At 65.6% G+C, this 21,984-nt stretch carries 25 protein-coding genes; 17 read left to right on the forward strand and 8 right to left on the reverse strand.

Annotated features, from left to right (window positions below):
• Positions 1 to 103: 103 nt before the first annotated feature.
• The 6 genes from R4823_RS02515 to R4823_RS02540 all read right to left on the reverse strand — a co-directional run bounded on the left by R4823_RS02515 (position 104) and on the right by R4823_RS02540 (position 5,993).
• Positions 104 to 1,561: a catalase gene (locus R4823_RS02515; protein ID WP_338617278.1), complete on the reverse strand. Its 1,458-nt coding sequence runs from the start codon at positions 1,559 to 1,561 to the stop codon at positions 104 to 106.
• Positions 1,562 to 1,699: 138 nt separating this feature from the next.
• Complete coding sequence (locus tag R4823_RS02520) at positions 1,700 to 2,170, reverse strand: Rrf2 family transcriptional regulator (protein ID WP_087838337.1); 471 nt, start codon at positions 2,168 to 2,170, stop codon at positions 1,700 to 1,702.
• 88 nt (positions 2,171 to 2,258) lie between these two features.
• The gene (locus R4823_RS02525) at positions 2,259 to 3,074 is read right to left on the reverse strand and encodes a TauD/TfdA family dioxygenase (RefSeq protein WP_132980724.1); all 816 of its coding nucleotides are present in this window, start codon (positions 3,072 to 3,074) and stop codon (positions 2,259 to 2,261) included.
• Positions 3,075 to 3,096: 22 nt separating this feature from the next.
• On the reverse strand, positions 3,097 to 4,104 hold the full coding sequence (locus R4823_RS02530) for an ABC transporter substrate-binding protein (protein WP_087838329.1): 1,008 nt from the start codon (positions 4,102 to 4,104) through the stop codon (positions 3,097 to 3,099).
• 41 nt (positions 4,105 to 4,145) lie between these two features.
• A complete protein-coding gene (locus R4823_RS02535; RefSeq protein WP_338617281.1) occupies positions 4,146 to 5,189 on the reverse strand; it encodes an aromatic ring-hydroxylating dioxygenase subunit alpha in 1,044 nt (347 codons plus the stop codon).
• Positions 5,190 to 5,306: 117 nt separating this feature from the next.
• Positions 5,307 to 5,993: a TetR/AcrR family transcriptional regulator gene (locus R4823_RS02540; RefSeq protein ID WP_338617283.1), complete on the reverse strand. Its 687-nt coding sequence runs from the start codon at positions 5,991 to 5,993 to the stop codon at positions 5,307 to 5,309.
• A 430-nt stretch (positions 5,994 to 6,423) separates the two neighbouring features.
• On the opposite strand from R4823_RS02540, the gene rpsL reads away from it, so the two are divergent.
• From rpsL to rpsQ, 15 genes are all read left to right on the forward strand, one after another.
• Entirely contained in the window at positions 6,424 to 6,801 is a 378-nt protein-coding gene (gene rpsL / locus R4823_RS02545; protein WP_087838327.1) for a 30S ribosomal protein S12, read from the forward strand.
• 152 nt (positions 6,802 to 6,953) lie between these two features.
• Positions 6,954 to 7,424: a 30S ribosomal protein S7 gene (rpsG, locus tag R4823_RS02550; protein WP_087838326.1), complete on the forward strand. Its 471-nt coding sequence runs from the start codon at positions 6,954 to 6,956 to the stop codon at positions 7,422 to 7,424.
• A gap of 78 nt (positions 7,425 to 7,502) precedes the next feature.
• On the forward strand, positions 7,503 to 9,605 hold the full coding sequence (gene fusA, locus R4823_RS02555) for an elongation factor G (protein WP_132980721.1): 2,103 nt from the start codon (positions 7,503 to 7,505) through the stop codon (positions 9,603 to 9,605).
• A 55-nt stretch (positions 9,606 to 9,660) separates the two neighbouring features.
• Complete coding sequence (tuf, locus tag R4823_RS02560; RefSeq protein WP_087838324.1) at positions 9,661 to 10,851, forward strand: elongation factor Tu; 1,191 nt, start codon at positions 9,661 to 9,663, stop codon at positions 10,849 to 10,851.
• 139 nt (positions 10,852 to 10,990) lie between these two features.
• Positions 10,991 to 11,302, forward strand: a complete 312-nt coding sequence (gene rpsJ, locus R4823_RS02565; protein WP_087779994.1) for a 30S ribosomal protein S10 — start codon at positions 10,991 to 10,993, stop codon at positions 11,300 to 11,302.
• A gap of 258 nt (positions 11,303 to 11,560) precedes the next feature.
• Entirely contained in the window at positions 11,561 to 12,253 is a 693-nt protein-coding gene (gene rplC / locus R4823_RS02570) for a 50S ribosomal protein L3 (protein WP_087838323.1), read from the forward strand.
• 2 nt (positions 12,254 to 12,255) lie between these two features.
• Positions 12,256 to 12,879 carry a 50S ribosomal protein L4 gene (gene rplD / locus R4823_RS02575; RefSeq protein ID WP_087838322.1) on the forward strand — a complete coding sequence of 208 codons (624 nt, stop codon included), beginning with the start codon at positions 12,256 to 12,258 and terminating at the stop codon, positions 12,877 to 12,879.
• Positions 12,876 to 13,175, forward strand: coding sequence for a 50S ribosomal protein L23 (gene rplW, locus R4823_RS02580; protein WP_087779997.1), 300 nt, complete (start codon positions 12,876 to 12,878; stop codon positions 13,173 to 13,175). Before rplD ends, rplW begins: the two co-directional genes overlap by 4 nt.
• Positions 13,176 to 14,003, forward strand: a complete 828-nt coding sequence (gene rplB, locus R4823_RS02585; RefSeq protein WP_087838321.1) for a 50S ribosomal protein L2 — start codon at positions 13,176 to 13,178, stop codon at positions 14,001 to 14,003. It begins immediately after the preceding gene.
• Positions 14,004 to 14,015: 12 nt separating this feature from the next.
• Positions 14,016 to 14,291 (forward strand): 30S ribosomal protein S19, encoded by a 276-nt coding sequence (gene rpsS / locus R4823_RS02590; protein ID WP_087838320.1) that lies wholly within the window; start codon positions 14,016 to 14,018, stop codon positions 14,289 to 14,291.
• 5 nt (positions 14,292 to 14,296) lie between these two features.
• Positions 14,297 to 14,626: a 50S ribosomal protein L22 gene (gene rplV / locus R4823_RS02595; RefSeq protein ID WP_087838319.1), complete on the forward strand. Its 330-nt coding sequence runs from the start codon at positions 14,297 to 14,299 to the stop codon at positions 14,624 to 14,626.
• Positions 14,627 to 14,635: 9 nt separating this feature from the next.
• The gene (gene rpsC / locus R4823_RS02600; RefSeq protein ID WP_087838318.1) at positions 14,636 to 15,490 is read left to right on the forward strand and encodes a 30S ribosomal protein S3; all 855 of its coding nucleotides are present in this window, start codon (positions 14,636 to 14,638) and stop codon (positions 15,488 to 15,490) included.
• A gap of 2 nt (positions 15,491 to 15,492) precedes the next feature.
• On the forward strand, positions 15,493 to 15,909 hold the full coding sequence (rplP, locus tag R4823_RS02605; protein WP_087780002.1) for a 50S ribosomal protein L16: 417 nt from the start codon (positions 15,493 to 15,495) through the stop codon (positions 15,907 to 15,909).
• 10 nt (positions 15,910 to 15,919) lie between these two features.
• Positions 15,920 to 16,111: a 50S ribosomal protein L29 gene (rpmC, locus tag R4823_RS02610; protein ID WP_087838317.1), complete on the forward strand. Its 192-nt coding sequence runs from the start codon at positions 15,920 to 15,922 to the stop codon at positions 16,109 to 16,111.
• A gap of 2 nt (positions 16,112 to 16,113) precedes the next feature.
• Positions 16,114 to 16,377, forward strand: coding sequence for a 30S ribosomal protein S17 (gene rpsQ, locus R4823_RS02615; protein ID WP_087838316.1), 264 nt, complete (start codon positions 16,114 to 16,116; stop codon positions 16,375 to 16,377).
• A gap of 108 nt (positions 16,378 to 16,485) precedes the next feature.
• On the opposite strand, the gene R4823_RS02620 is transcribed toward rpsQ, so the two are convergent.
• Positions 16,486 to 17,355: an IclR family transcriptional regulator C-terminal domain-containing protein gene (locus R4823_RS02620; protein ID WP_176400692.1), complete on the reverse strand. Its 870-nt coding sequence runs from the start codon at positions 17,353 to 17,355 to the stop codon at positions 16,486 to 16,488.
• A gap of 143 nt (positions 17,356 to 17,498) precedes the next feature.
• Between R4823_RS02620 and R4823_RS02625 the strand changes: the two genes are divergently transcribed.
• A complete protein-coding gene (locus R4823_RS02625) occupies positions 17,499 to 18,287 on the forward strand; it encodes an RraA family protein (RefSeq protein WP_087838314.1) in 789 nt (262 codons plus the stop codon).
• A 56-nt stretch (positions 18,288 to 18,343) separates the two neighbouring features.
• A complete protein-coding gene (locus R4823_RS02630) occupies positions 18,344 to 19,309 on the forward strand; it encodes a tripartite tricarboxylate transporter substrate binding protein (RefSeq protein WP_087838313.1) in 966 nt (321 codons plus the stop codon).
• A gap of 33 nt (positions 19,310 to 19,342) precedes the next feature.
• On the opposite strand, the gene bglX is transcribed toward R4823_RS02630, so the two are convergent.
• The gene (gene bglX, locus R4823_RS02635; protein ID WP_254914582.1) at positions 19,343 to 21,604 is read right to left on the reverse strand and encodes a beta-glucosidase BglX; all 2,262 of its coding nucleotides are present in this window, start codon (positions 21,602 to 21,604) and stop codon (positions 19,343 to 19,345) included.
• Between the last annotated feature and the right edge of the window lie 380 nt (positions 21,605 to 21,984).

Raw genomic sequence — 21,984 nt, forward strand, 5'->3', positions numbered from 1 at the left:
GCAAGTTCCGGGCCAGATGGCGGGAAAGGGGGGAGGGGCCGGCGGCGCGCGAAAAGCGCCGCCGGACGGGACCAGGCCGGGAGGCGGGGCCCGGCCCGGGTACCTAGGCCTTGTACTGGGCCTCGATGCGGCGGCCGATGTCGGCGTCGACCTTCTTCCAGTAGTCGAACACCCGCTCGAGCACCGGCGCGCGCACGCCGGACTTCAGCGTGCCCACCACGGTATCGACCAGTCGCTGGCGCTGGGCATCATCGAATACGTCGCGCACCAGCGTGCCGGCCTGGCCGAAGTCGTCGTCGTCCTTGTGCAGCTTGTAGGCCTCGCGCACCAGGCTGGTGTCGACCTCCCAGCTTTCCTCCGGCGCCGCGCCGCCGTCGGCCCAGGCGCGCCCCTGGCTGTTGGGCGCGTAGGTGGCGGCATTGCCCGCATGTTCATAGGTCATGTTGCCGTCGAACATGTAGGTGTTGACCGGCACCTTCGGACGGTTCACGGGCAACTGGTGGAAGTTCGTGCCGATGCGGGCGCGATGCGCGTCGTTGTAGGCGAAGGCGCGGCCCAGCAGCATCTTGTCGGGCGACAGGCCGATGCCCGGCACGGTGTTGCCGGGCGAGAAGGCGGCCTGTTCGATCTCGGCGAAGAAATTGGCCGGGTTGCGGTTCAGGGTCATCACGCCGACCTTGATCAGCGGGTAGTCCTTGTGCGGCCACACCTTGGTCAGGTCGAAGGGATTGAAGCGGTAGGTCTTGGCCTGGGCGTACGGCATGACCTGCACCGACATCACCCACTTGGGATGGTCCCCGCGCGCGATCGCCTCGAACAGGTCGCGCCGGTGGTAGTCGGCGTCCATGCCGGCGATGCGGGCGGCTTCCTCGTTGGTCAGGTTCTTCTCGCCCTGCTGGTTGTGGAAGTGGTACTTCACCCAGAATTTCTCGCCCGCCGCGTTGACCCACATGTAGGTGTGCGACCCGAAGCCGTTCATGTGGCGCCAGGACTGCGGGATGCCGCGGTCGCCCATCAGGTAGGTGACCTGGTGCGCGCTTTCCGGATTGTTCGTCCAGAAGTCCCACTGCATGTGGGCGTCGCGCAGGCCGGAATCGGGCAGGCGCTTCTGGCTGCGGATGAAGTGGGGGAACTTCATCGGATCGCGCACGAAGAACACGGGCGTGTTGTTGCCGACCAGGTCGTAGTTGCCCTCGGTGGTGTAGAACTTCAGCGAGAAACCGCGCACGTCGCGCCAGGTGTCGGGGCTGCCGGACTCGCCGGCCACCGTCGAGAACCGGGCCAGCATCTCCGTCCTGCAGCCTTTCTGGAACAAGGCCGCCTTGGTGTAGCGGGAGACGTCCTCGGTGGTCTCGAACACGCCGAAGGCGCCCGAGCCCTTGGCGTGGGGCTGGCGCTCGGGGACTTTTTCCCGGTTGAAGTGCGCCATCTGTTCGAGGAAATGCACATCGTGCAGGACCAGGGGGCCGTCGCTGCCGACAGTCAGCGAGTTGCGGTCGCTGGGCGCGGGGGCCCCGGCGCCGGTGGTGCTGTGGCCGGGGAGGGAAGTCTTGTCGCTCATCGTGGGCTCCTGAGGGGCAGGGTTGGTGTGTCGTGTCCAAAGACGCTTGCGGTCTTTGCCCTACGATGGTCCATCCTAGCCAAGAAGTCGTGACGGGGCGCGCAAAGCCAGCTCGACCTTGTGTATCAAGACGTTACATCAGGCGTACGCGTGCCAGCGAACCGTGCGTTCCGCCGCCGTCCGGGGTGCCTTGTCCATGATCATGGCGATCGTCTGGCGCGACAGTTCCTTGCGCCAGGCGGCCTCGGCATCGCGCATGGCCGAGGCGATCGCGCAGGGCCGGCGGCATTCGGCCGCGGGAGCTGCGCCTTCGCCGTTGCGGCGGATCTCGGAGCAACGGAAGGCCGCCTCCTGGCCCTCGATCGCATCGACCACTTCGAGCAGGGTGATCCGGGCCGGCGGGCGCGCCAGGCGAAAGCCCCCCTTGGGTCCCGCCGAGGAGGCCAGGATGCCGGCCCGCGCGAGCGCTTGCAGCGACTTGTTCAGATAGGCGGCGGGCAGGCCGAACTTGGCCGCCAGCCTGGCGGTGGAGACCACTTCGTCCTGTCCTATCCAGCCCAGGGCCACGCAGCAATGCAGGCCCCACTCCACGCCTTCGCTCATCCTCATGGCTATGCCTCGTAATGGATAATCCGGACTATACACATCCAGATTATGCTTAGCCAGCGTCTGGATCGGGCCCGGAATCCGCGGGATGCTAGCGGATGGACACGCGGTGCATGGTCCGCGGCGAGGGGTAGTAGTCGTTGATCGCATAGTGCTGGGTGGCCAGGTTGTCCCACACGGCCACCGAGCCCTTGCGCCAGTTGAACCGCACCTGCCATTCCGGCACGCGGGCCAGGCCGGCCAGGAAGGACAGCATGTGCGCGCCGTCGTCGTGCCCCATCTGGTTGATTCGCGTCGTGTACAGGCTGTTGACGAAAACCACGCGCTTGCCCGTGGCGGGATGGGGCAGGAAGACGGGCTGGTCCACAGGGGGGTAGCGGCGGCGCATGGCGTGGTACTTCTCGTCGCCGTCGGGCTGGCGCTTGAGGTTGTTCACCAGGGCGGGAGCTTCCCAATGGTGGACGGCGGTCATGCCGGCCAGGTAGCGCCGCAGTCCTTCGTCCAGGGAATCGTGCGCGGCCGTCATGCTGGCCCACATGGTGTCTCCGCCCACCTCGGGCACCTCGACCGCATACAGGCAGGCGGCCACCGGCGGGCGAGGCTGCCAGGTCAGATCGGCGTGCCAGATATCGGTGCCGGTCTCCTTGCCGCGGGTGACGAGCATTTCCACGTAGGGATTGGCGGGGTGCGACGGAAAGGTCGATGACACCGGTTCGACGTCGCCGAACACCTGCGAGAAGAACACCTGGGCATCGGGCGAGAGCCGCTGCTCGCGGAAGAAGATGACCTGGCGCTCGGCCAGCAGGGCGCGCAGCCGGTCGGCGTGGCGGGTGACCTGGGTCGCGTCGGCAAGGTCTATGTCCAGCACTTCCGAACCTATGGCCGGCGTAAGGGGGCGGATCAGCATGATGTCTCCGGACGATGCGGCGCTAGGGCGCCTTGCCGACGAAGCGGTCGGTATAGAAGTCTTCCAGCGGTGCGCGCCTGGCCAGCAAGCCTTCCTTGACGTAGAAGTCCTGCAGCCGCTGCAGCAGGGCGGGGTCCATCTTGCCGGGCACGGCCTGCCCGGGATAGACGTCGCGGGCATAGGCGCCGATGATCTGCGCGACATAGTCGCGCTTGTCCTGGTAGGCGGGTACGGCGGCGACGAAGTCGTCCACGGCGGCGGCGGGGTCCTGCATGATCTCGCGCATGGCGCGCAGGGTGGCGCCGACCACTTTCTCGACCAGGTCGGGCCGGGTGCGTATCGTTTCGTCCGAGGCCACGATGGCCTGGGGAAGGCCGGGGAATACCTGGTCGCCGTAGAACACGCGCACCTTGGCGCCCGCGTTGACCGCCGCCAGGGCCCAGTCGGGCGTGGCGACCATGGCGTCGGCCTCGCGGGTGGCGAACAGTTTCCAGACGCCGGTCGGGCCGGCGGCCTGGATGTTCACGGCCTTCTTGTCCACGCCATAGTGCTTGAGCATGCCCAGGAAGCTGTAATAGATCGAGTCGGTATACGAGCCGACCGTGACCGTCTTGCCGCGCAGGTCCGCCGGCGTCTTGATGCGGGCGTCGTCGTCGTGGACCACGACCTGCATCAGGGAGTGGCCGCCCAGCACGGCCACCACCTTGATGGGAATGCCGTTGGGCCGCAGAAACAGCGGCGCGTCGCCCACCGAGCTGCCGGCCAGCGCGATGCCCGCGCCCACCTGCTTGGCCACCTGGACCCCGCCGCCGTTGGCCGCCATCAGGTTGACCTTCAGGCCCCGGTCCCGGTAGTAGCCGCGGGCCTGCGCCAATATCCAGGGAGCGAACCCGGGCAGGGTGGGGGGAGCGGGCGTCAGCACCGTGATCTCTTCGGGCGTGGCCGCTGCCTGGGCGCCGGTCCCGGCCAGCGCCCAGCAACAGGCCAGTGCCCCGGCGGCGCGCAGCATCGATGAGCGAGGACGAAGCATGACGGGTACTCCTTCACATGGTTACCAGGGGTGGCGCGGCGCTACCGGATGCCTGCCGGCTGGGCGCCGCGTTCGGCTTCGATCAGACGCGCGAGAATCCGGCGCGCCTTGACCGGCGCCAGGTCGGGAGCAAGGTAGACGGGATGCAGCGACGCCATGTAGGCGCCCGGCCCGAGGTTGTCCTGCTGCGCTTCGATCATCGGCTCGTCTTCCAGCATGAAGGCGCGCTCGGTGGTCGCCTGTATCCAGCCGGTCAGTTCGTCGTCGTCCGGGGAGTGGCTGCGCGTCGCCGCCCAGAAGTAGTGTGTCCGGGTGCCGCTTTCCGGTGTCGGCAGATGCAGGAACGACAAGGTCACTCCGTCGCCGGGGTCGGCGCCCGTCTCGGTGGCGCCGACGTCCAGGAACAGGGTGCAGGGAGGGTGCCAGCGTATGCACGACCGCGCGTCGCCGATGGCATCGGGCCTGCCCCAGCACCGGCCCAGCAGCGGGCTCACGGTGCAGCCCGGTTTCCAGCGATTCGCGTGCACCACGCCGTCCGCCTCGATGACTTCGTGGCGGGTGTTGCCGATGGCGCCGCCGCTGGCAAAGGCGGGGTGCAGGTACTCGACGTGGCTGAGGTCCAGCAGGTTGTCGATGACGAGCTGGTAATGCGCGTCGATGCGCAGGTAGCCCCATTGGGTCCGATATCCCGGACGCGGGTCGAACGGGGAAAGGTCCGGCAGCAACGCGGCGTCGGCGAGCGCCGGATCGCCCGGCCACAGCCAGATGAAGCCGTAGCGCGATGCGAGAGGATAGGCGCGTATGTCGGCATGGGCGGGGATCCGGGGGCCGTGCGGGTTGTGCACGCAACGGCCGCCGGGGTCATAGCGCAGGCCGTGGTAGCCGCACTGCAGTTCGTCGCCGAGCAGGGTGCCCCGGGACAGCGGCGCGAAGCGGTGCGCGCAGCGATCCTGCAGGGCGACGGGGTTGCCGTCCAGGCTGCGGAACAGCACGACGGGCGTGTCCAGGAGCATCCGGCGCAGGGGCGTCCGGGTGATTTCGGCCTCGGCCGCGGCGGCATACCAGGCATTGCGCAGATATTCCAAGGCTGTCTCCCCGGGCATGCATCGCTTCGGCCCGGCAATAATTACCATAAGTGGTAATTAAAGTCAGGATAAGACGGCCGGGAGGGCGCGTCAACGCCGGACCGGACAGGGGAATCCCTAGGTGGGCGAGGGGAGGCGTCCGCCGCCGTCCGGCCGGATCTGGTCCTCCAGCATGCGGGCGACGAAGTCGACGTAGGCGTCCATCATCGTCTCGGCCTGGGGGCCGGTGCCGAACAACGTCTCGATGAGCGGCTGCGCCGTCGAGACGAAGGCCGGCACGCCTATCAATATTAGATGCACGAAGCGCGGATCGACGGCGGGCGGCACGCCCTCCGGAAAGAGCATGGCGGTGATCTCCAGCCCCCGCGCGGTCACGCGCTGGATGGGGGTGGGCGCGCCGGCCTTGTTCCCGGTCCTGGGCGCATGGTAGATCTCGGCCAGCGCCAGCCGCTCGAAATGGGGATGCTGCCGCATGAACTCGAGACGCAGCGTCAGGCGCGCCTTGAGTTGCTCCCGCAGGGAGCCCGGCTGCCGCAGCGCCCGCTCCATGCGGTCCTGCAGCTGGCGCATCAGGAATTCGGTCACCTCGTGCAGCAAACCCCGCAGATCGCCGAAGTAGTAGCGCACCAGCGCCCGGTTCACGCCCGCTTCGGCGGCGATCTCGAGGATGGTGAGTTCTTCCGGGGTGCGGCGCCCGAGCAGGTCCACGGTGCAGTCGATGATACGATCCCGGCCTACCGACTGGCTGTCGACCGGCCGGCCGGCGCCGCGCGGAGCGGGGGCGTCTTTCTTGGTTCGAGGCATGGAGCGGGCCGGCTGCTGGTGGCGACGCGCCATTCTAGTCGGCCCGCCGGTGTGCCCGCCACGGTACGCCCGAGCGGATCTGTCGTTGACAGTCTCGCGCCGTGCACGCTATTATGGCAAGCTCTCTGGAGTCGGCTCGCCCGGGCCGCGCGTTCTTTGATGTGCAGAATTGCAATATCCGGCTGGTACAAATTGCCCGGATGTCCCGCAAACACTGCCTTTCTCAAGAGCCGCGTCGCGGCGTTCCTCCCCCAGCAGGTTTTCATGCCGCACGATCGTGCGGCCCGTGCATGTTCCTCTTCCGGTTCGCCCCGGTTGCGGCTTCCTGCTCGGGGCCGCGCTGCCGGATGGCTTGTTGTAGATGTCTGGGCCTTGTGACGTAGGCCCCAGACCTAACCAAAAGACCCCAAAAGGTTACGGAAGAGGGCTTATGCCAACTATCAGCCAACTCGTGCGCAAGCCGCGCGAATCCAGCCACGCCAAGAGCAAGTCGCCCGCTCTTGAATGCAGCCCGCAGCGTCGCGGCGTCTGCACCCGTGTCTACACCACGACCCCCAAGAAGCCGAACTCGGCTCTGCGTAAGGTTGCGAAGGTGCGCCTGACCAACGGTTACGAAGTCATTTCGTACATCGGCGGCGAAGGCCACAACCTGCAGGAGCACTCGGTGGTTCTGGTGCGTGGCGGCCGGGTGAAGGATCTCCCGGGTGTGCGCTACCACATCGTCCGCGGCTCGCTGGACCTGCAAGGCGTGAAGGATCGCAAGCAGGCCCGCTCGAAGTACGGCGCCAAGCGCCCCAAGAAGGCCTGATCCCCAGGTCTCGCAGCTTTACCCGTTGCGTCGCCGCATCCTGGATTGCAGGAGCGGCACGAGTAAGGGGCCCGTCGGGGCGCAAGCCCAACGTGACAGGCCACGGCCGCAGGCGAAACCCCGCGGTTCAACTGAAGACATAGGAAGTAGAAATGCCTCGTCGTCGCGAAGTACCCAAGCGTGAAATCCTGCCCGATCCCAAGTTCGGCAGCGTTGAACTCGCCAAATTCATGAACGTCGTCATGCTCTCCGGCAAGAAGGCCGTCGCAGAGCGGATCGTTTACGGCGCCCTCGAACAAATCCAGACCAAGACCGGCAAGGACCCCATCGAGGTGTTCGGTCAGGCGATCGGCAACGTCAAGCCCATCGTCGAGGTCAAGAGCCGCCGGGTTGGCGGCGCCAACTACCAAGTGCCGGTTGAAGTGCGCCCCGTGCGCCGCCTGGCCTTGGCCATGCGTTGGGTTCGCGAGGCCGCCAAGAAGCGTGGCGAGAAGTCCATGGACCTGCGCCTGGCCGGCGAGCTGATGGATGCGTCCGAGGGCCGCGGCGGCGCGGTCAAGAAGCGCGACGACACGCACAAGATGGCCGAGGCCAACAAGGCATTCAGCCACTTCCGCTGGTAAGCAGCACTCTTCGTTTCTCAAATGGCCCGCGGCCGATCGCCGCGGGCCAACCAGTCCAGTCACCAAGGAAATCCGATCATGGCCCGCAAGACCCCGATCGAGCGCTACCGCAACATCGGCATCTCTGCGCACATCGACGCAGGGAAGACCACCACCACCGAACGTATCCTGTTCTATACGGGCGTCAACCACAAGCTCGGCGAAGTGCACGACGGCGCCGCCACGATGGACTGGATGGAGCAGGAGCAGGAACGCGGCATCACGATCACCTCGGCTGCCACCACCTGCTTCTGGAAGGGCATGGCGGGCAACTATCCCGAGCATCGCTTCAACATCATCGACACCCCGGGGCACGTGGACTTCACGATTGAAGTCGAGCGCTCCATGCGCGTGCTGGACGGCGCCTGCATGGTGTATTGCGCCGTGGGCGGCGTGCAGCCCCAGTCGGAAACCGTCTGGCGCCAGGCCAACAAGTACGGCGTGCCCCGTCTCGCGTTCGTCAACAAGATGGACCGTACCGGCGCGAACTTTTTCAAGGTCTACGAGCAGATGCGTCTGCGCCTGAAGGCCAACCCGATCCCGCTGCAAGTGCCGATCGGCGCCGAGGACTCGTTCAAGGGTGTGGTCGACCTGGTCAAGATGAAGGCCATCCTGTGGGATGACGCCAGCCAGGGCACCAAGTTCGAATACGGCGACATCCCCGCCGAGCTGGTCGACACCTGCAACGAATGGCACGAGAAGCTGGTCGAGGCGGCCGCCGAGTCGTCCGAAGAGCTGATGAACAAGTATCTGGAATCCGGCGAACTGTCGGAAGCCGAGATCAAGTCCGCCATCCGCCAGCGCACCATCGCCGGCGAGATCCAGCCCATGCTGTGCGGCACCGCCTTCAAGAACAAGGGCGTGCAGGCCATGCTGGACGCGGTCATCGACTACCTGCCTTCGCCGATCGACATCCCCCCGGTCGACGGCACCGACGAGAACGACCAGCCCGTGGTCCGCAAGGCCGACGACAAGGAAAAGTTCTCGGCGCTGGCGTTCAAGCTGATGACGGACCCGTTCGTCGGCCAGCTGACCTTCATCCGCGTGTATTCGGGCGTGCTGGCTTCCGGCGACACCGTCTACAACGCGATCAAGGGCAAGAAAGAGCGCGTCGGCCGTATCCTGCAGATGCACGCCAACCAGCGTGAGGAAATCAAGGAAGTTCTGGCGGGCGACATCGCCGCGGCCGTGGGCCTGAAGGACGTCACGACCGGCGAAACGCTGTGCGATCCGGAATCGATCGTCACGCTGGAAAAGATGGAGTTCCCCGAGCCCGTGATCGCGCAGGCCGTCGAACCCAAGACCAAGGCCGACCAGGAGAAGATGGGCATCGCCCTGAACCGCCTGGCCCAGGAAGATCCGTCGTTCCGCGTGCGTACCGACGAGGAGTCGGGCCAGACCATCATTTCGGGCATGGGCGAGCTCCACCTCGAGATCATCGTCGACCGCATGAAGCGCGAATTCGGCGTGGAAGCCAACGTGGGCAAGCCCCAGGTGGCCTACCGCGAAACCATCCGCAAGACCTGCGAAGAGTCCGAAGGCAAGTTCGTCAAGCAGTCGGGCGGCCGCGGCCAGTACGGTCACGTGGTGCTGAAGGTCGAGCCCCAGGAAGCCGGCAAGGGCTTCGAGTTCGTCGACGCCATCAAGGGCGGCGTGGTGCCCCGTGAATTCATTCCGGCCGTGGAAAAGGGTTGTATCGACACCCTGCAGGCTGGCGTGATGGCCGGCTACCCGGTGGTGGACGTCAAGGTGACGCTGTTCTTCGGTTCGTACCACGACGTGGACTCGAACGAAAACGCGTTCAAGATGGCCGCCTCGATGGCCTTCAAGGAAGGCATGCGCAAGGCCAACCCTGTGCTGCTCGAGCCCATGATGGCCGTGGAAGTCGAGACGCCGGAAGACTACGCCGGTACCGTGATGGGCGACCTGTCCTCGCGGCGCGGCATGGTCCAGGGCATGGACGACATGGTCGGCGGCGGCAAGATCATCAAGGCCGAGGTTCCCCTGGCCGAGATGTTCGGTTATTCCACCGCGCTGCGTTCCGCGACCCAGGGTCGCGCGACGTACACGATGGAGTTCAAGCACTACGCGGAAGCGCCGAAGAACGTCGCCGACGCAATCATCAGCGCCCGCGCCAAGTAATTGGCGACAGGCAAGTAATCGTTAAATCTCCAGGCAAACTGCAGGAAGAGAGAACATGGCAAAAGGCAAGTTTGAGCGTACCAAGCCGCACGTGAACGTGGGCACGATCGGTCACGTTGACCACGGCAAGACGACGCTGACGGCGGCGATCACGACGGTGCTGTCGAAGCAGTTCGGCGGCGAGGCCAAGGCGTACGACCAGATCGACGCGGCGCCGGAAGAGAAGGCGCGTGGGATCACGATCAACACGGCACACGTGGAATACGAGACGGAGACCCGTCACTACGCGCACGTTGACTGCCCGGGGCACGCGGACTACGTGAAGAACATGATCACGGGCGCGGCGCAGATGGACGGCGCGATCCTGGTGGTGTCGGCCGCTGACGGCCCGATGCCGCAGACGCGCGAGCACATCCTGCTGTCGCGCCAGGTTGGCGTGCCGTACATCATCGTGTTCCTGAACAAGGCGGACCTGGTTGACGACGCCGAGCTGCTGGAGCTGGTGGAAATGGAAGTCCGGGAACTGCTGTCGAAGTACGACTTCCCGGGCGACGATACGCCGATCGTGAAGGGCTCGGCCCGCATGGCGCTGGAAGGCGACAAGGGCGAGCTGGGCGAGCAGGCGATCCTGCAACTGGCGGCGGCGTTGGACTCGTACATCCCGACGCCCGAGCGTGCGGTCGACGGTGCGTTCCTGATGCCGGTGGAAGACGTGTTCTCGATCTCGGGTCGTGGCACGGTGGTGACGGGGCGTATCGAGCGTGGCGTGATCAAGGTCGGCGAGGAAATCGAGATCGTCGGTATCAAGGACACGGTCAAGACGACGTGCACGGGCGTGGAAATGTTCCGCAAGCTGCTGGACCAGGGCCAGGCCGGTGACAACGTGGGTATTCTGCTGCGCGGCACCAAGCGTGAAGACGTCGAGCGTGGCCAGGTTCTGGCCAAGCCGGGTTCGATCACGCCGCACACGGAGTTCTCGGCCGAGGTGTACGTGCTGTCGAAGGAAGAGGGCGGCCGTCATACGCCGTTCTTCAACGGCTATCGTCCCCAGTTCTACTTCCGTACGACGGACGTGACGGGCACGATCGAGCTGCCCAAGGACAAGGAGATGGTGCTGCCGGGCGACAACGTGTCGATCACGGTCAAGCTGCTGGCGCCGATCGCCATGGAAGAAGGCCTGCGCTTCGCCATCCGTGAAGGCGGTCGTACCGTCGGCGCCGGCGTCGTCGCCAAAATTATTGCTTGATTTTAAGGGTCTCCCTTAAAAAAACGGCCCCACCCAGGACGCCGCGGATCCGGCTCTGCCGGTCCGCCAGCGTCGCCCCCCCTGGGGGGCGCGCGTAAGCGCGTAGGGGGGGTCCAACCTCGCTCTTTAGGACAGTTTCATGAAAAAGCAGAAGATTCGCATCCGCCTCAAGGCGTTCGATTACAAGCTCATCGACCAGTCGGCCGCTGAGATCGTCGAAACCGCCAAGCGCACGGGTGCCGTGGTTCGTGGTCCGGTTCCCCTGCCGACCCGTATCCGCCGCTACGATCTGCTGCGTTCGCCGCACGTCAACAAGACGTCGCGCGACCAGTTCGAGATCCGCACCCATCAGCGCCTGATGGACATCGTGGATCCCACCGACAAGACCGTGGACGCGCTGATGCGCCTGGACCTGCCGGCTGGCGTGGATGTGGAAATCGCTTTGCAGTGACGTGGTATTTGCGCCCGGGGCTTGAAAAGGCCGCCGGGCGCAGGCTATACTAGCCGGCTAGCCCGTGGGTGAGCCCATGGGCTTTTGGCACGTATTTTTGGCACGTATTGATCCGGCGGGGTTTCCCCGGCATTTTTCCCGGGTCGTGCCGCCAGCAATCACTATCGCATCAATGTAGGCGCAGCGCCCTTGGCGTTGCTGTCCGGTGCCGCACTTCGGTGCGACGCCATTTTTAGCCCCGGCCAATCGTAGTCGGGAATGGAGAAAACGATGTCGACCCAATCGACGGCCTCCACGCCAGCCGCATTCCGGCTCGGCCTGGTGGGTCGCAAGGTTGGCATGACCCGCATTTTCACGGACGATGGCGAGTCCATCCCCGTGACCGTGCTGGACGTGTCGAACAACCGTGTGACCCAGGTCAAATCCCCGCAAACGGACGGTTACGCCGCCGTTCAGGTCACGTTCGGTACGCGCCGTGCTTCGCGCGTCACCAAGCCTCTTACCGGCCATTTCGCGAAAGCGGGTGCCGAAGCGGGCAGCGTGCTCAAAGAATTCCGCCTTGATCCGGCCAAAGCGGCCGAGTTCGCTCCGGGCGCAGTCATCACCGTGGAATCCGTCTTCACGGTCGGCCAGAAGGTCGACGTGACGGGCACGACCATCGGTAAGGGCTTCTCGGGCGCGATCAAGCGTCACAACTTCTCGTCGAACCGCGCTTCGCACGGTAACTCGGTGTCGCACAACTCGGCCGGCTCCATCGGTATGGCGCAGGATCCGGGCCGCGTGTTCCCGGGCAAGAAGATGGCCGGCCACTATGGCGACGTCACCCGCACCGTGCAGAACCTCGACGTGATCCGCGTGGACGCCGAGCGCGGCCTGCTGCTGGTCCGTGGCGCCGTCCCGGGCCATGCCGGCGCGAACATCGTCGTTCGTCCCGCTGTGAAAGGAGCCTGAACATGGCAGATCTCAAGCTCCTGAATGACCAGGGCCAGGTCGCTGCGACCGTCAGCGCCCCCGATACGGTCTTCGGCCGCGAATTCAACGAAGCGCTGGTGCACCAGGTCGTTGTCGCCTACCAGGCCAACGCCCGCAGCGGCAACCGCGCCCAGAAGGACCGCACGGAAGTCAAGCACTCCACCAAGAAGCCCTGGCGCCAGAAGGGTACCGGCCGCGCTCGCGCCGGTATGACCTCGTCGCCGCTGTGGCGTGGGGGTGGTCGCATTTTCCCGAATTCGCCTGAAGAAAACTTCAGCCAGAAAGTGAACAAGAAGATGTACCGCGCCGGTGTGCGGTCGATTCTGTCGCAACTGGCCCGCGAAGACCGGATCGCGATCGTCGAGAACTTCGTGGTCGATTCGCCCAAGACCAAGGTGGCCGCCGACAAGCTCAAGAGCCTGGGCTTGAACTCGGTCCTCATCATTACCGATACGGTTGACGAAAACCTCTATCTGGCCACGCGCAACCTGCCGCACGTGGCGGTGGTCGAGTCCCGTTATGCCGATCCGCTGTCGCTGATCCACTACAACAAAGTGTTGATCACCAAGCCCGCGATCGCTCAGCTCGAGGAGATGCTGGGATGAGCAACGACCGTCTGCTCCAGGTTCTGCTGGCTCCGATCGTCTCTGAAAAGAGCACGTTCATCGCCGACAAGAACCAGCAAGTGGCTTTCCGCGTCCTGCAAGACGCCACCAAGCCGGAAATCAAGGCTGCCGTCGAACTGCTCTTCAAGGTGCAGGTCGAGTCCGTGCAGGTTCTCAATACCAAGGGCAAAGTCAAGCGCTTTGGCCGCTTCATCGGTCGCCGCCGCAACGAGCGCAAGGCGTACGTGTCGCTGAAGCCGGGTCAGGAAATCGACTTTGCGCAGGAGGTGAAGTAAATGCCCCTCGTCAAGCTGAAGCCGACTTCCGCCGGTCGCCGCGCGATGGTGAAGGTGGTTCACCCCCACCTGCACAAAGGTCGCCCGCTCGACAGTCTGCTTGAAAAGCAGATGCAGAATGCCGGCCGCAACAACAACGGCCATATCACCACGCGTCATCGCGGCGGTGGTCACAAGCAACATTATCGTGTGGTCGATTTCAAGCGCACCAAGGACGGCATCCCGGCCAAGGTCGAGCGCATCGAATACGACCCCAACCGTACGGCGCACATCGCTCTGTTGTGCTATGCCGACGGCGAACGTCGCTACATCATCGCCCCGCGCGGTCTTGAAGTCGGCGCCACGCTGGTGTCCGGTAGCGAAGCGCCCATCCGCGCTGGCAATGCCCTGCCGATCCGCAACATCCCGGTCGGTAGCACCATCCACTGCGTGGAAATGATCCCCGGCAAGGGCGCCCAGATGGTGCGTTCGGCAGGCGGATCGGCCGTGCTGCTGGCTCGTGAAGGTACCTATGCCCAGGTTCGCCTGCGTTCGGGCGAAGTCCGCAAGGTGCACATCGAGTGCCGTGCGACCATCGGCGAAGTCAGCAACGAAGAGCATGGCCTGCGCCAGATCGGCAAGGCCGGTGCCACTCGTTGGCGCGGCATTCGCCCCACCGTTCGCGGTGTTGCCATGAACCCGATCGACCACCCGCACGGTGGTGGTGAAGGCCGTACTGGCGAAGCCCGTGAGCCGGTCAGCCCCTGGGGCACTCCGTCCAAGGGTTTCAAGACCCGCCGCAACAAGCGGACGAACAATATGATCGTCCAGCGGCGCAAGAAGAAGTAAGCGAGGCGAGCCATGTCACGTTCGATTAAAAAAGGCCCGTTTGTCGACCTGCACCTTCTGAAGAAGGTTGAGTCGGCCACGGCCGGCAAAGACAAGCGCCCGATCAAGACCTGGTCGCGTCGTTCCACGATCCTGCCCGAGTTCATCGGTCTGACGATCGCGGTTCACAATGGTCGCCAGCATGTTCCCGTGTATGTCAACGAGAACATGGTCGGTCACAAACTCGGCGAGTTCGCGCTGACCCGTACGTTCAAGGGTCACGCTGCGGACAAGAAGGCCAAGAGGTAAGCGCGATGGAAACCACTGCGATTGTTCGTGGCGTACGCGTGTCGGCCCAGAAGGCCCGTCTGGTCGCGGATATGATCCGCGGCAAGTCGGTGGCCCAGGCCATCAACATTCTTACGTTCACGCCCAAGAAGTCCGCCGGCATCATCAAGAAGGCGGTCGAATCCGCCATCGCGAATGCCGAGCACAACGACGGTGCCGACATCGACGAACTGAAGGTGAAAACCATCTACGTCGACAAGGGTGCGTCGCTCAAGCGTTTCGACGCCCGCGCCAAAGGCCGCGGCGTCAAGATCGAGAAGCAGACTTGCCACATCGTGGTCAAGGTCGGCAGCTAAGGAGCCACGATGGGACAGAAAATTCACCCGACCGGGTTCCGTCTCTCGGTCAGCCGTAACTGGTCCTCCCGCTGGTACGCCAGCGGTAGCGCCTACGCCGGCATGCTGGCGGAAGACATCAAGGTCCGCGAGTACCTGAAGAAGAAGCTGAAAGGCGCTTCCGTGGGTCGCGTGGTCATCGAGCGTCCTGCCAAGAACGCGCGCGTCACGGTCTACTCGGCTCGTCCGGGCGTCGTGATCGGCAAGAAGGGCGAGGACATCGAGATCCTGAAGGCCGATCTGCAGCGTCTGATGGGCGTGCCCGTGCACGTCAACATCGAAGAGATCCGCAAGCCGGAAATCGACGCCCAGCTGATCGCCGACTCGATCGCCCAGCAGCTCGAAAAGCGCATCATGTTCCGCCGGGCGATGAAGCGCGCCATGCAGAACGCCATGCGCCTGGGTGCCCAGGGCATCAAGATCATGAGCGCCGGTCGCCTGAACGGCATCGAGATCGCCCGTACCGAATGGTACCGCGAAGGCCGTGTGCCGCTGCACACCCTGCGCGCCAACATCGACTACGGCACGTCCGAAGCCGGTACGACCTATGGTCTGATCGGCATCAAGGTGTGGGTCTACAAGGGCGACACGCTGGGCTCGGCCGAGCTGGCCGCCGCCCCTGAAGCAACCAAGGACGAAGAGCGCAAGCCGCGCCGCGGCCCGCGTAACGACCGTCCGGGCAACCGCCCCGGCGCTGGTCGTGGTCGCGGCGGCCGCCGGCCCGAAGGCGAGGCAGCTGCTGCTGCCGCGCCCGAGGGTGGTGCCCGGCGTGCGCCGCGCAAGCCGGCTGCTGACGCGGCCGCGCCTGCCAAAGACGGAGAATAAGCATGCTGCAGCCATCGCGCAGGAAATACCGCAAGGAACAAAAGGGCCGCAATACCGGCCTGGCCACGCGCGGCGCCAATGTCTCGTTCGGCGAATTCGGTCTGAAGGCCACGGGTCGTGGCCGCCTGACCGCTCGCCAGATCGAGTCGGCCCGTCGTGCCATCACCCGCCACATCAAGCGTGGCGGCCGTATCTGGATCCGCGTCTTCCCGGACAAGCCGATCTCGCAGAAGCCCGCCGAAGTCCGGATGGGTAACGGCAAGGGCAACCCGGAGTACTGGGTCGCCGAGATCCAGCCCGGCAAGGTGCTGTATGAAATGGAAGGCGTCAACGAAGAACTGGCGCGCGAGGCGTTCCGCCTGGCGGCTGCCAAGCTTCCGATCTCGACCGTCTTCGTGACGCGTCATCTCGGAACGTAAGGAGATAGCAATGAAGGCAAGCGAACTCCGTTCGAAGGACGCCGGCGAGCTCGGCAAGGAGCTCGAGGGTCTGCTTAGGGCTCAGTTCAGTCTGCGCATGCAGCTGGCTACCCAGCAGCTTTCCAACACCAGCCAGCTCGGCAAGGTGCGCCGCGACATCGCGCGTGTCCGTACCGTGCTGCGCGAGAAAGCCGGGAAGTAAACATGAGCGAAACCAAGCTGAAGCGTACGCTGACCGGTCGTGTGGTCAGCGACAAGATGGACAAGACGGTAACCGTGATGGTCGAACGCCGGGTCAAGCACCCGCTGTACGGCAAGATCGTCGTCCGGTCCGCCAAGTACCACGCTCACGACGAAACCAACCAGTACAAGACCGGTGATCTGGTCGAGATCTCGGAAACCCGTCCGGTTTCCAAGACCAAGGCCTGGTCGGTGGTCCGTCTGGTCGAAGCCGCGCGGATCATCTGATCCCCGCAGGCTGAACGGGCATCGCGAGATGTCCGGCGCAAGGCCGTGGAGGCAACTCCACGGCCTTTTGTTTTGGGTGCCCGCCGCCACGGGCGCAGAGCCCCGTCTTCAGTTGGCCGGTGGAACCGTGTCGCCGCTCGACAGGCGTTGCTCGAACTCGCCTATCCGCGCCGCTTCCGCCTGCAGGCGGGGAACGAGAGCCAGAGCCTGGGCGCGTTCCGCCTCGGTGTGGGCGGTCAGCAGCAGCAAGCTGCCCATGACTTGCCCGTCGACATGGCGTACCGGAACGGCCAGTGCCAGGATGCGGGGATTGCGCTTGCCCACCGTAGCCACGTAACCCTGCTTGCGGATGGTCGCGAGGGCGCTGCGGAATTCCTGCCAGTCCTGGCCCAGTCCCGACTCGGCGATCTCGGCCTGCTTCGCCAGGTACAGGGCCCGAATCTGATGCGGAGCCAGGTTGGCCAGGATGGCTTGCGAGCCGGCGCCCTGGAACAGGGGGAAGGCGGATCCACGGCCACGATACAGCGGCATGCGCTCCCCTTCGTGGATGATGTGGCTGGAGCCCACCTGATGGGTACACAGGACGCGATCGTTGTACAGGGTGCATAGCAGCAGCGCCCGGTTGTCGCAGATGTCGGCCATACCTGCCATGACCGACTTGCCGGCGTTGAGCAGCGGATCCGATTGCTGCAGCAGCCTTTCGAGTTCGACGATGCGCGAGCCCAGCGAATAGCGGCCCTTGCCCCGCTGCGCCAGCAGCCCGCGATCGCTCAGTTCCTGCAGGTAGCGATAACAGGTGGAGCGGCCCACGCCCAGCCAGGCGGCAACTTCGTCCACCTGGATCTGCAGGTTGTCGGCGGTGAAGAGATCCAGGATGGTCAGCAGCCGGCCGACCGCGCTTTCGCCTGTGGCTGGCGGCGGCGTGGCGTCGGTCGGGATGGGAGGGAGCGCTGCGGGAGAAGGGGAACGGACGGGCATCGGCGGCGGCGGGATCAGGATTTTCCTATGATCGCACAACATCGCACTTCTTCGTAATTGTGGGAATAGTAAAAATTCTCTCTTTGACGGAAAAATTTATTTCTCCTAATATGGGAAAAATTTTATCCAACAAAGGAAGGATCATGCGCCGAGAGGAAGTGCTGAAGGACTACGAGGAATATCGGGAACAGGGCCGGATCTGGGGGCAAGTGCCGGTAGAACGCATCACTCGCATCAAGTTTCCCCGTGTCTCGCGGGCGGTCGTGGAGCGTTACCTGGCGCTGCCCGACCTGACCACCACCGTGTCCGACCTGCTGGACGGCTTCGGCGTGTGCGGGGTGGTCGCCGCTTCGCACATCAAGCCGCTGCAAAGCGGCAGGAAGATCGTGGGCCATGCCGTCACCCTGCGCTCCATGCCCGAGCGCAAGACGCCCACGCAGGGCTACCTGGACAAGGAGCCCATCAAGATGTCCACGCGCGAGATCTACTATCTGTCCGAGCCGGGCGACGTGCTGGTGGCCGACTTCGGCGGCGACCTGAACGTCTCGAACATGGGCGGGCAATCGGCGCTGGTGGCCAAGACCCACGGGTTCGCCGGGGCGATCGTCAACGGCGCGGTGCGCGACCTGCCGGCCATTCGCGAGATCGACTATCCGGTCTGGGCCGCGGGCGTGACCCCCATCACCGGCAAGTTCCGGATGGAGGCCATGGAGATCAACGGACCGGTGCGCGTGCACGACATCGTGGTCTATCCGGGTGACCTCATCGTGGCTGACGATTCAGGCATCTGCGTGGTCCCGGCCGAGTTCATCGAGCCTTTGATCGACGAGGCCGAGAAGGTCGGCGGTGCCGAGGACAAGATGCGGGAACTGATCGTATCCAAGGCGCCCATTTCCGAATTGCGCCCCCTTTTCCGCAAGCGCTACGACTGACACCGGACATGGGGACGGCCGCGCGGGCCGTCCCGCGACAAGATCAGGAGACTTTCATGCATCGCTTCGGCATTTTTGCGTCGTTGCTGCTGGCGGCGCCGTTGCCCATGGCGCTGGCCCAACCTTTTCCCTCGGCCCCGGTCAAGCTGGTGGTGCCGTTCGCGCCCGCGGGCGGGACGGACGCCGTGGCGCGCGCCGTGGCGCAGTCGCTGGGCAAGCAACTGGGGCAGTCGGTCATCGTCGAGAATCGGCCGGGAGCGGCCGGGGCGCTGGGGTCGCTGGCCGTGGTGCGGGCGCCGGCCGACGGCTATACCCTCTTGCTGGGCAGCAATGGCCCGATCGCCATCAGCCCCAGCCTTGATCCCAAGCTCCTTTACGACCCTGCCCGGGACCTGCGGCCGGTCGCTGCCGTGGCCTCGGTGCCGTTCATGCTGGTGGCGAACCGCAACCTGCCGGCCAATGATGTGAAGGGGCTGGTGGAACTGGCCCGGCGCAAGCCTGGCGCCATCAATTTCGCTTCTCCCGGCACGGGCACTACCAACCACCTGGTAGGGGAACTGCTCAAGACGATGGCGAAGGTGGAGATGGTCCACATTCCCTACAAGGGCGCTTCGCCAGCGATGAACGACGTCGCCAGCGGGGTGGTGCAATTCATGTCAGGCGACATCAATACCTTGCTGCCCATGATCCAGGGCGGTCGGCTCAAGCCGCTCGCGGTCACGGGTGCCACGCGCAGCAGCCTGGTGCCCGATGTGCCGACCGTGGCCGAGAGCGGCATCGCGGGTTTCGAGGCCACCGGCTGGTTCGGCCTGTTCGCGCCGGCCGCCACGCCGCGACCGGTGGTGGACCGGCTGGCCGCGGCCGTCGCCGCGGCGCTGAAGGATCCGGAGGTGGACGAGCGGATCAAGGCCCTGGGCGGCGCGCCGCTGGAGCTGTCGGGCGACGCCTTCGGCGCCTATGCCGCGAAGGAGCGCGCCAAGTGGAAGCAGGTTATCGACGCCCACCAGATCAAGCCCGACTAGCAGCGGGCCGCCCCGGCGGGCGGCCCGCCGCGGTCAGCGCAGCGTGAAGCTGGCGCGCTTGACGTCCTGGGAATCCAGCCCGATCTGGACCTCGAAGTCTCCGGGTTCCGCCACGTGCTGGAGGCGGGCATCGAAGAACTTCAGGTCGTTCTCGTCGATCTCGAAGCGCACGGTGCGTGTCTCGCCCGGTTCCAGCGCGATGCGCTGGAAGCCCCGCAGCTCCTTCACCGGCCGCACGACCGAGGCGGCGGCATCGTGGATGTATAGCTGCACCACCGTCTCGCCGCGCCGCGTGCCGGTGTTCTTCAGGTTGACCTGGGCCCCGAGCTTGCCGCCCCGGGCCATCGTGGCGCTGTCCAGCACGACGTCCGACAGGCTGAAGCCGGTATAGCTCAAGCCGTACCCGAACGGATAAAGCGGCCCGTTCTTTTCCTCGAAGTACTGCGAGGTATAGTTGCCCGGCTTGCCTTCGACGAAGGGCCGGCCCACTCGGGGATGGTTGTAGTAGGTCGGAATCTGGCCGATCGAGCGGGGGAAGGAGATGGGCAGCTTGCCGGCGGGATTGTAGTCGCCGAACACGACGTCGGCGATCGCATGGCCGCCCTCGGTGCCGCTGTACCAGGTCTCGAGCAGGGCATCGGCGTTGGCGCTCTCCCATTGCAGGTCCAGCGGCCGGCCGTTCATCAGCACCAGCACCAGCGGCTTGCCCGTGGCCTTGAGCGCATGCAGCAGCGCGCGCTGGCTGGCGGGAATGTCCAGCCGGGTGCGGCTGGAGGATTCATGCGACATGCCGCGCGATTCGCCCACCGCGGCGACGATGACGTCGGCCTGCCTGGCGATGCCGACGGCTTCGGCGATCATGTCGGCGGGCGGCCGCGGGTCCTGGAAGACTTCCTTGTTGTCCCAGTTCAGGAAGTTCAGGTAGTCGACGATGCGCGCATCATCGGTGACGTTGGCCCCTCGCGCGTAGAGCAGGCGGCCCTGGCCGCGCATGGCTTCTTCCATGCCTTGCCGCAGCGTGATCGAGGATTCGCTCTTGCCGGCCGCCGACCAGCTGCCCATCATGTCCAGCGGCGAATCGGCCAGCGGACCGACCAGCGCGACGGTGGCCGTCCTGGCCAGGGGAAGGGTCTGGTTGCGGTTCTCCAGCAGGACCAGCGATTTGCGCGCCAGCTCGCGCGCGTCGGCGCGGTGCATGCGGCTTTCGGCATAAAGGTCGGGCGGATCGTCGGCCGCGGCGCCGATGCGCAGGTAGGGGTCGTGGAACAAGCCCATGTCGTACTTGGCACCCAGTACGTTGCGCACCGAGCGGTCGATCTCCGCGACGGTGACTTCGCCCGACTTGACCAGGCCGGGCAGCTCCTGCAGGTACAGCGTGTCGGCCATGCTCATGTCCACGCCCGCCTTGATGGCAAGCCGCGCGGCCTCGCGGTCGTCGCGCGCCACGCCGTGGCGGACCAGCTCGGTGATGGCGCCATGGTCGCTGATGGCGATGCCCCGGAACCCCCAGTCCTTGCGCAGCAGGTCCTGCAGCAGCCAGGTGTTGGCGCTGGCGGGGATGCCGTTGATGGAGTTCAGCGCCACCATCACGCCGCCAGCTCCGGCGTCGATGGCCGCGCGGTAAGGGGGCAGGTAGTCCTGGTACATGCGCAGGGGGCTCATGTCGACGACGTTGTAGTCGCGGCCGCCTTCGACCGCGCCGTACAGCGCGAAATGCTTGACGCTGGCCATGATGCTGTCGGCCCGCGCCGGCGACGGGCCCTGGTAGCCCTTGACGGTGGCCCGCGCGATGCGTGAGACCAGATAGGGGTCTTCGCCGAACCCTTCCGAGGTGCGGCCCCAACGCGGATCGCGCGAGATGTCCACCATGGGGGCGAAGGTCATGTCCAGGCTGTCGGCGGCGGCCTCGATGGCGGACACGCGCGCGGCACGTTCGATCGCGCCCATGTCCCAGCTCGACGCCAGGCCCAGGCCGATGGGGAAGATGGTCCGGTGGCCGTGCACGACGTCATAGGCGAAGAACAGCGGGATGCGGAGGCGGCTCTTCCTGGCGGCGGCATCCTGCATCATGCGGTTGTCGACGTGGATGACCGAGTTGAACGTGCCGCCTATGCGGCCGGCCGCGATCTCCTTGGCGATCTTCTCGCGCGGCATGTCCGGGCCGATGCTGATCAGGCGCAGCTGGCCGATCTTCTCGTCCAGCGTCATCTGCGACATCAGGTCGGCGATGAAGGCATCCTTGTCGTTCAGCAGCGCGGGGTTGGCCGCGGCGCGGGCGCCGCCGGAAGCGAGCAGGAAGGCGCACAGGCCCAGGGCGAGCCGCTTCGCCACCGACCGGCCAGCGGCGCCGGCCGTCCCGCGCGAAGGGCGGGCCAGGGGAGGATGGGGGAGAAGGCGGAATCGATGGGATGAACTTGGCGCCAAGTGGTCGTCCTCCATGGGGGCGGGCCTGGGGAGCGGCGACGCGGGACGCGGCGCCGCGGAAGGTCGCCCGATTGTACGGGTGCACGGCGCGATTCTGCCCTCGTGCGCCCTGGCGCGGCGTTCGGCTGTGATACTTTCCGTTTCGCCCGGGCCGCGTGGCGGCAGGGCGCGCGGGCGTTGGTGCGCCAGACGGCTTGTTACAACCGCGACGGTCCGGGACCCCCGGATCGAGGAATCATCGTGCCTTGCGG

The sequence above is a fragment of the Pigmentiphaga sp. CHJ604 genome (assembly GCF_036972535.1).
Taxonomy (GTDB): Bacteria; Pseudomonadota; Gammaproteobacteria; order Burkholderiales; family Burkholderiaceae_B; genus Pigmentiphaga; species Pigmentiphaga daeguensis.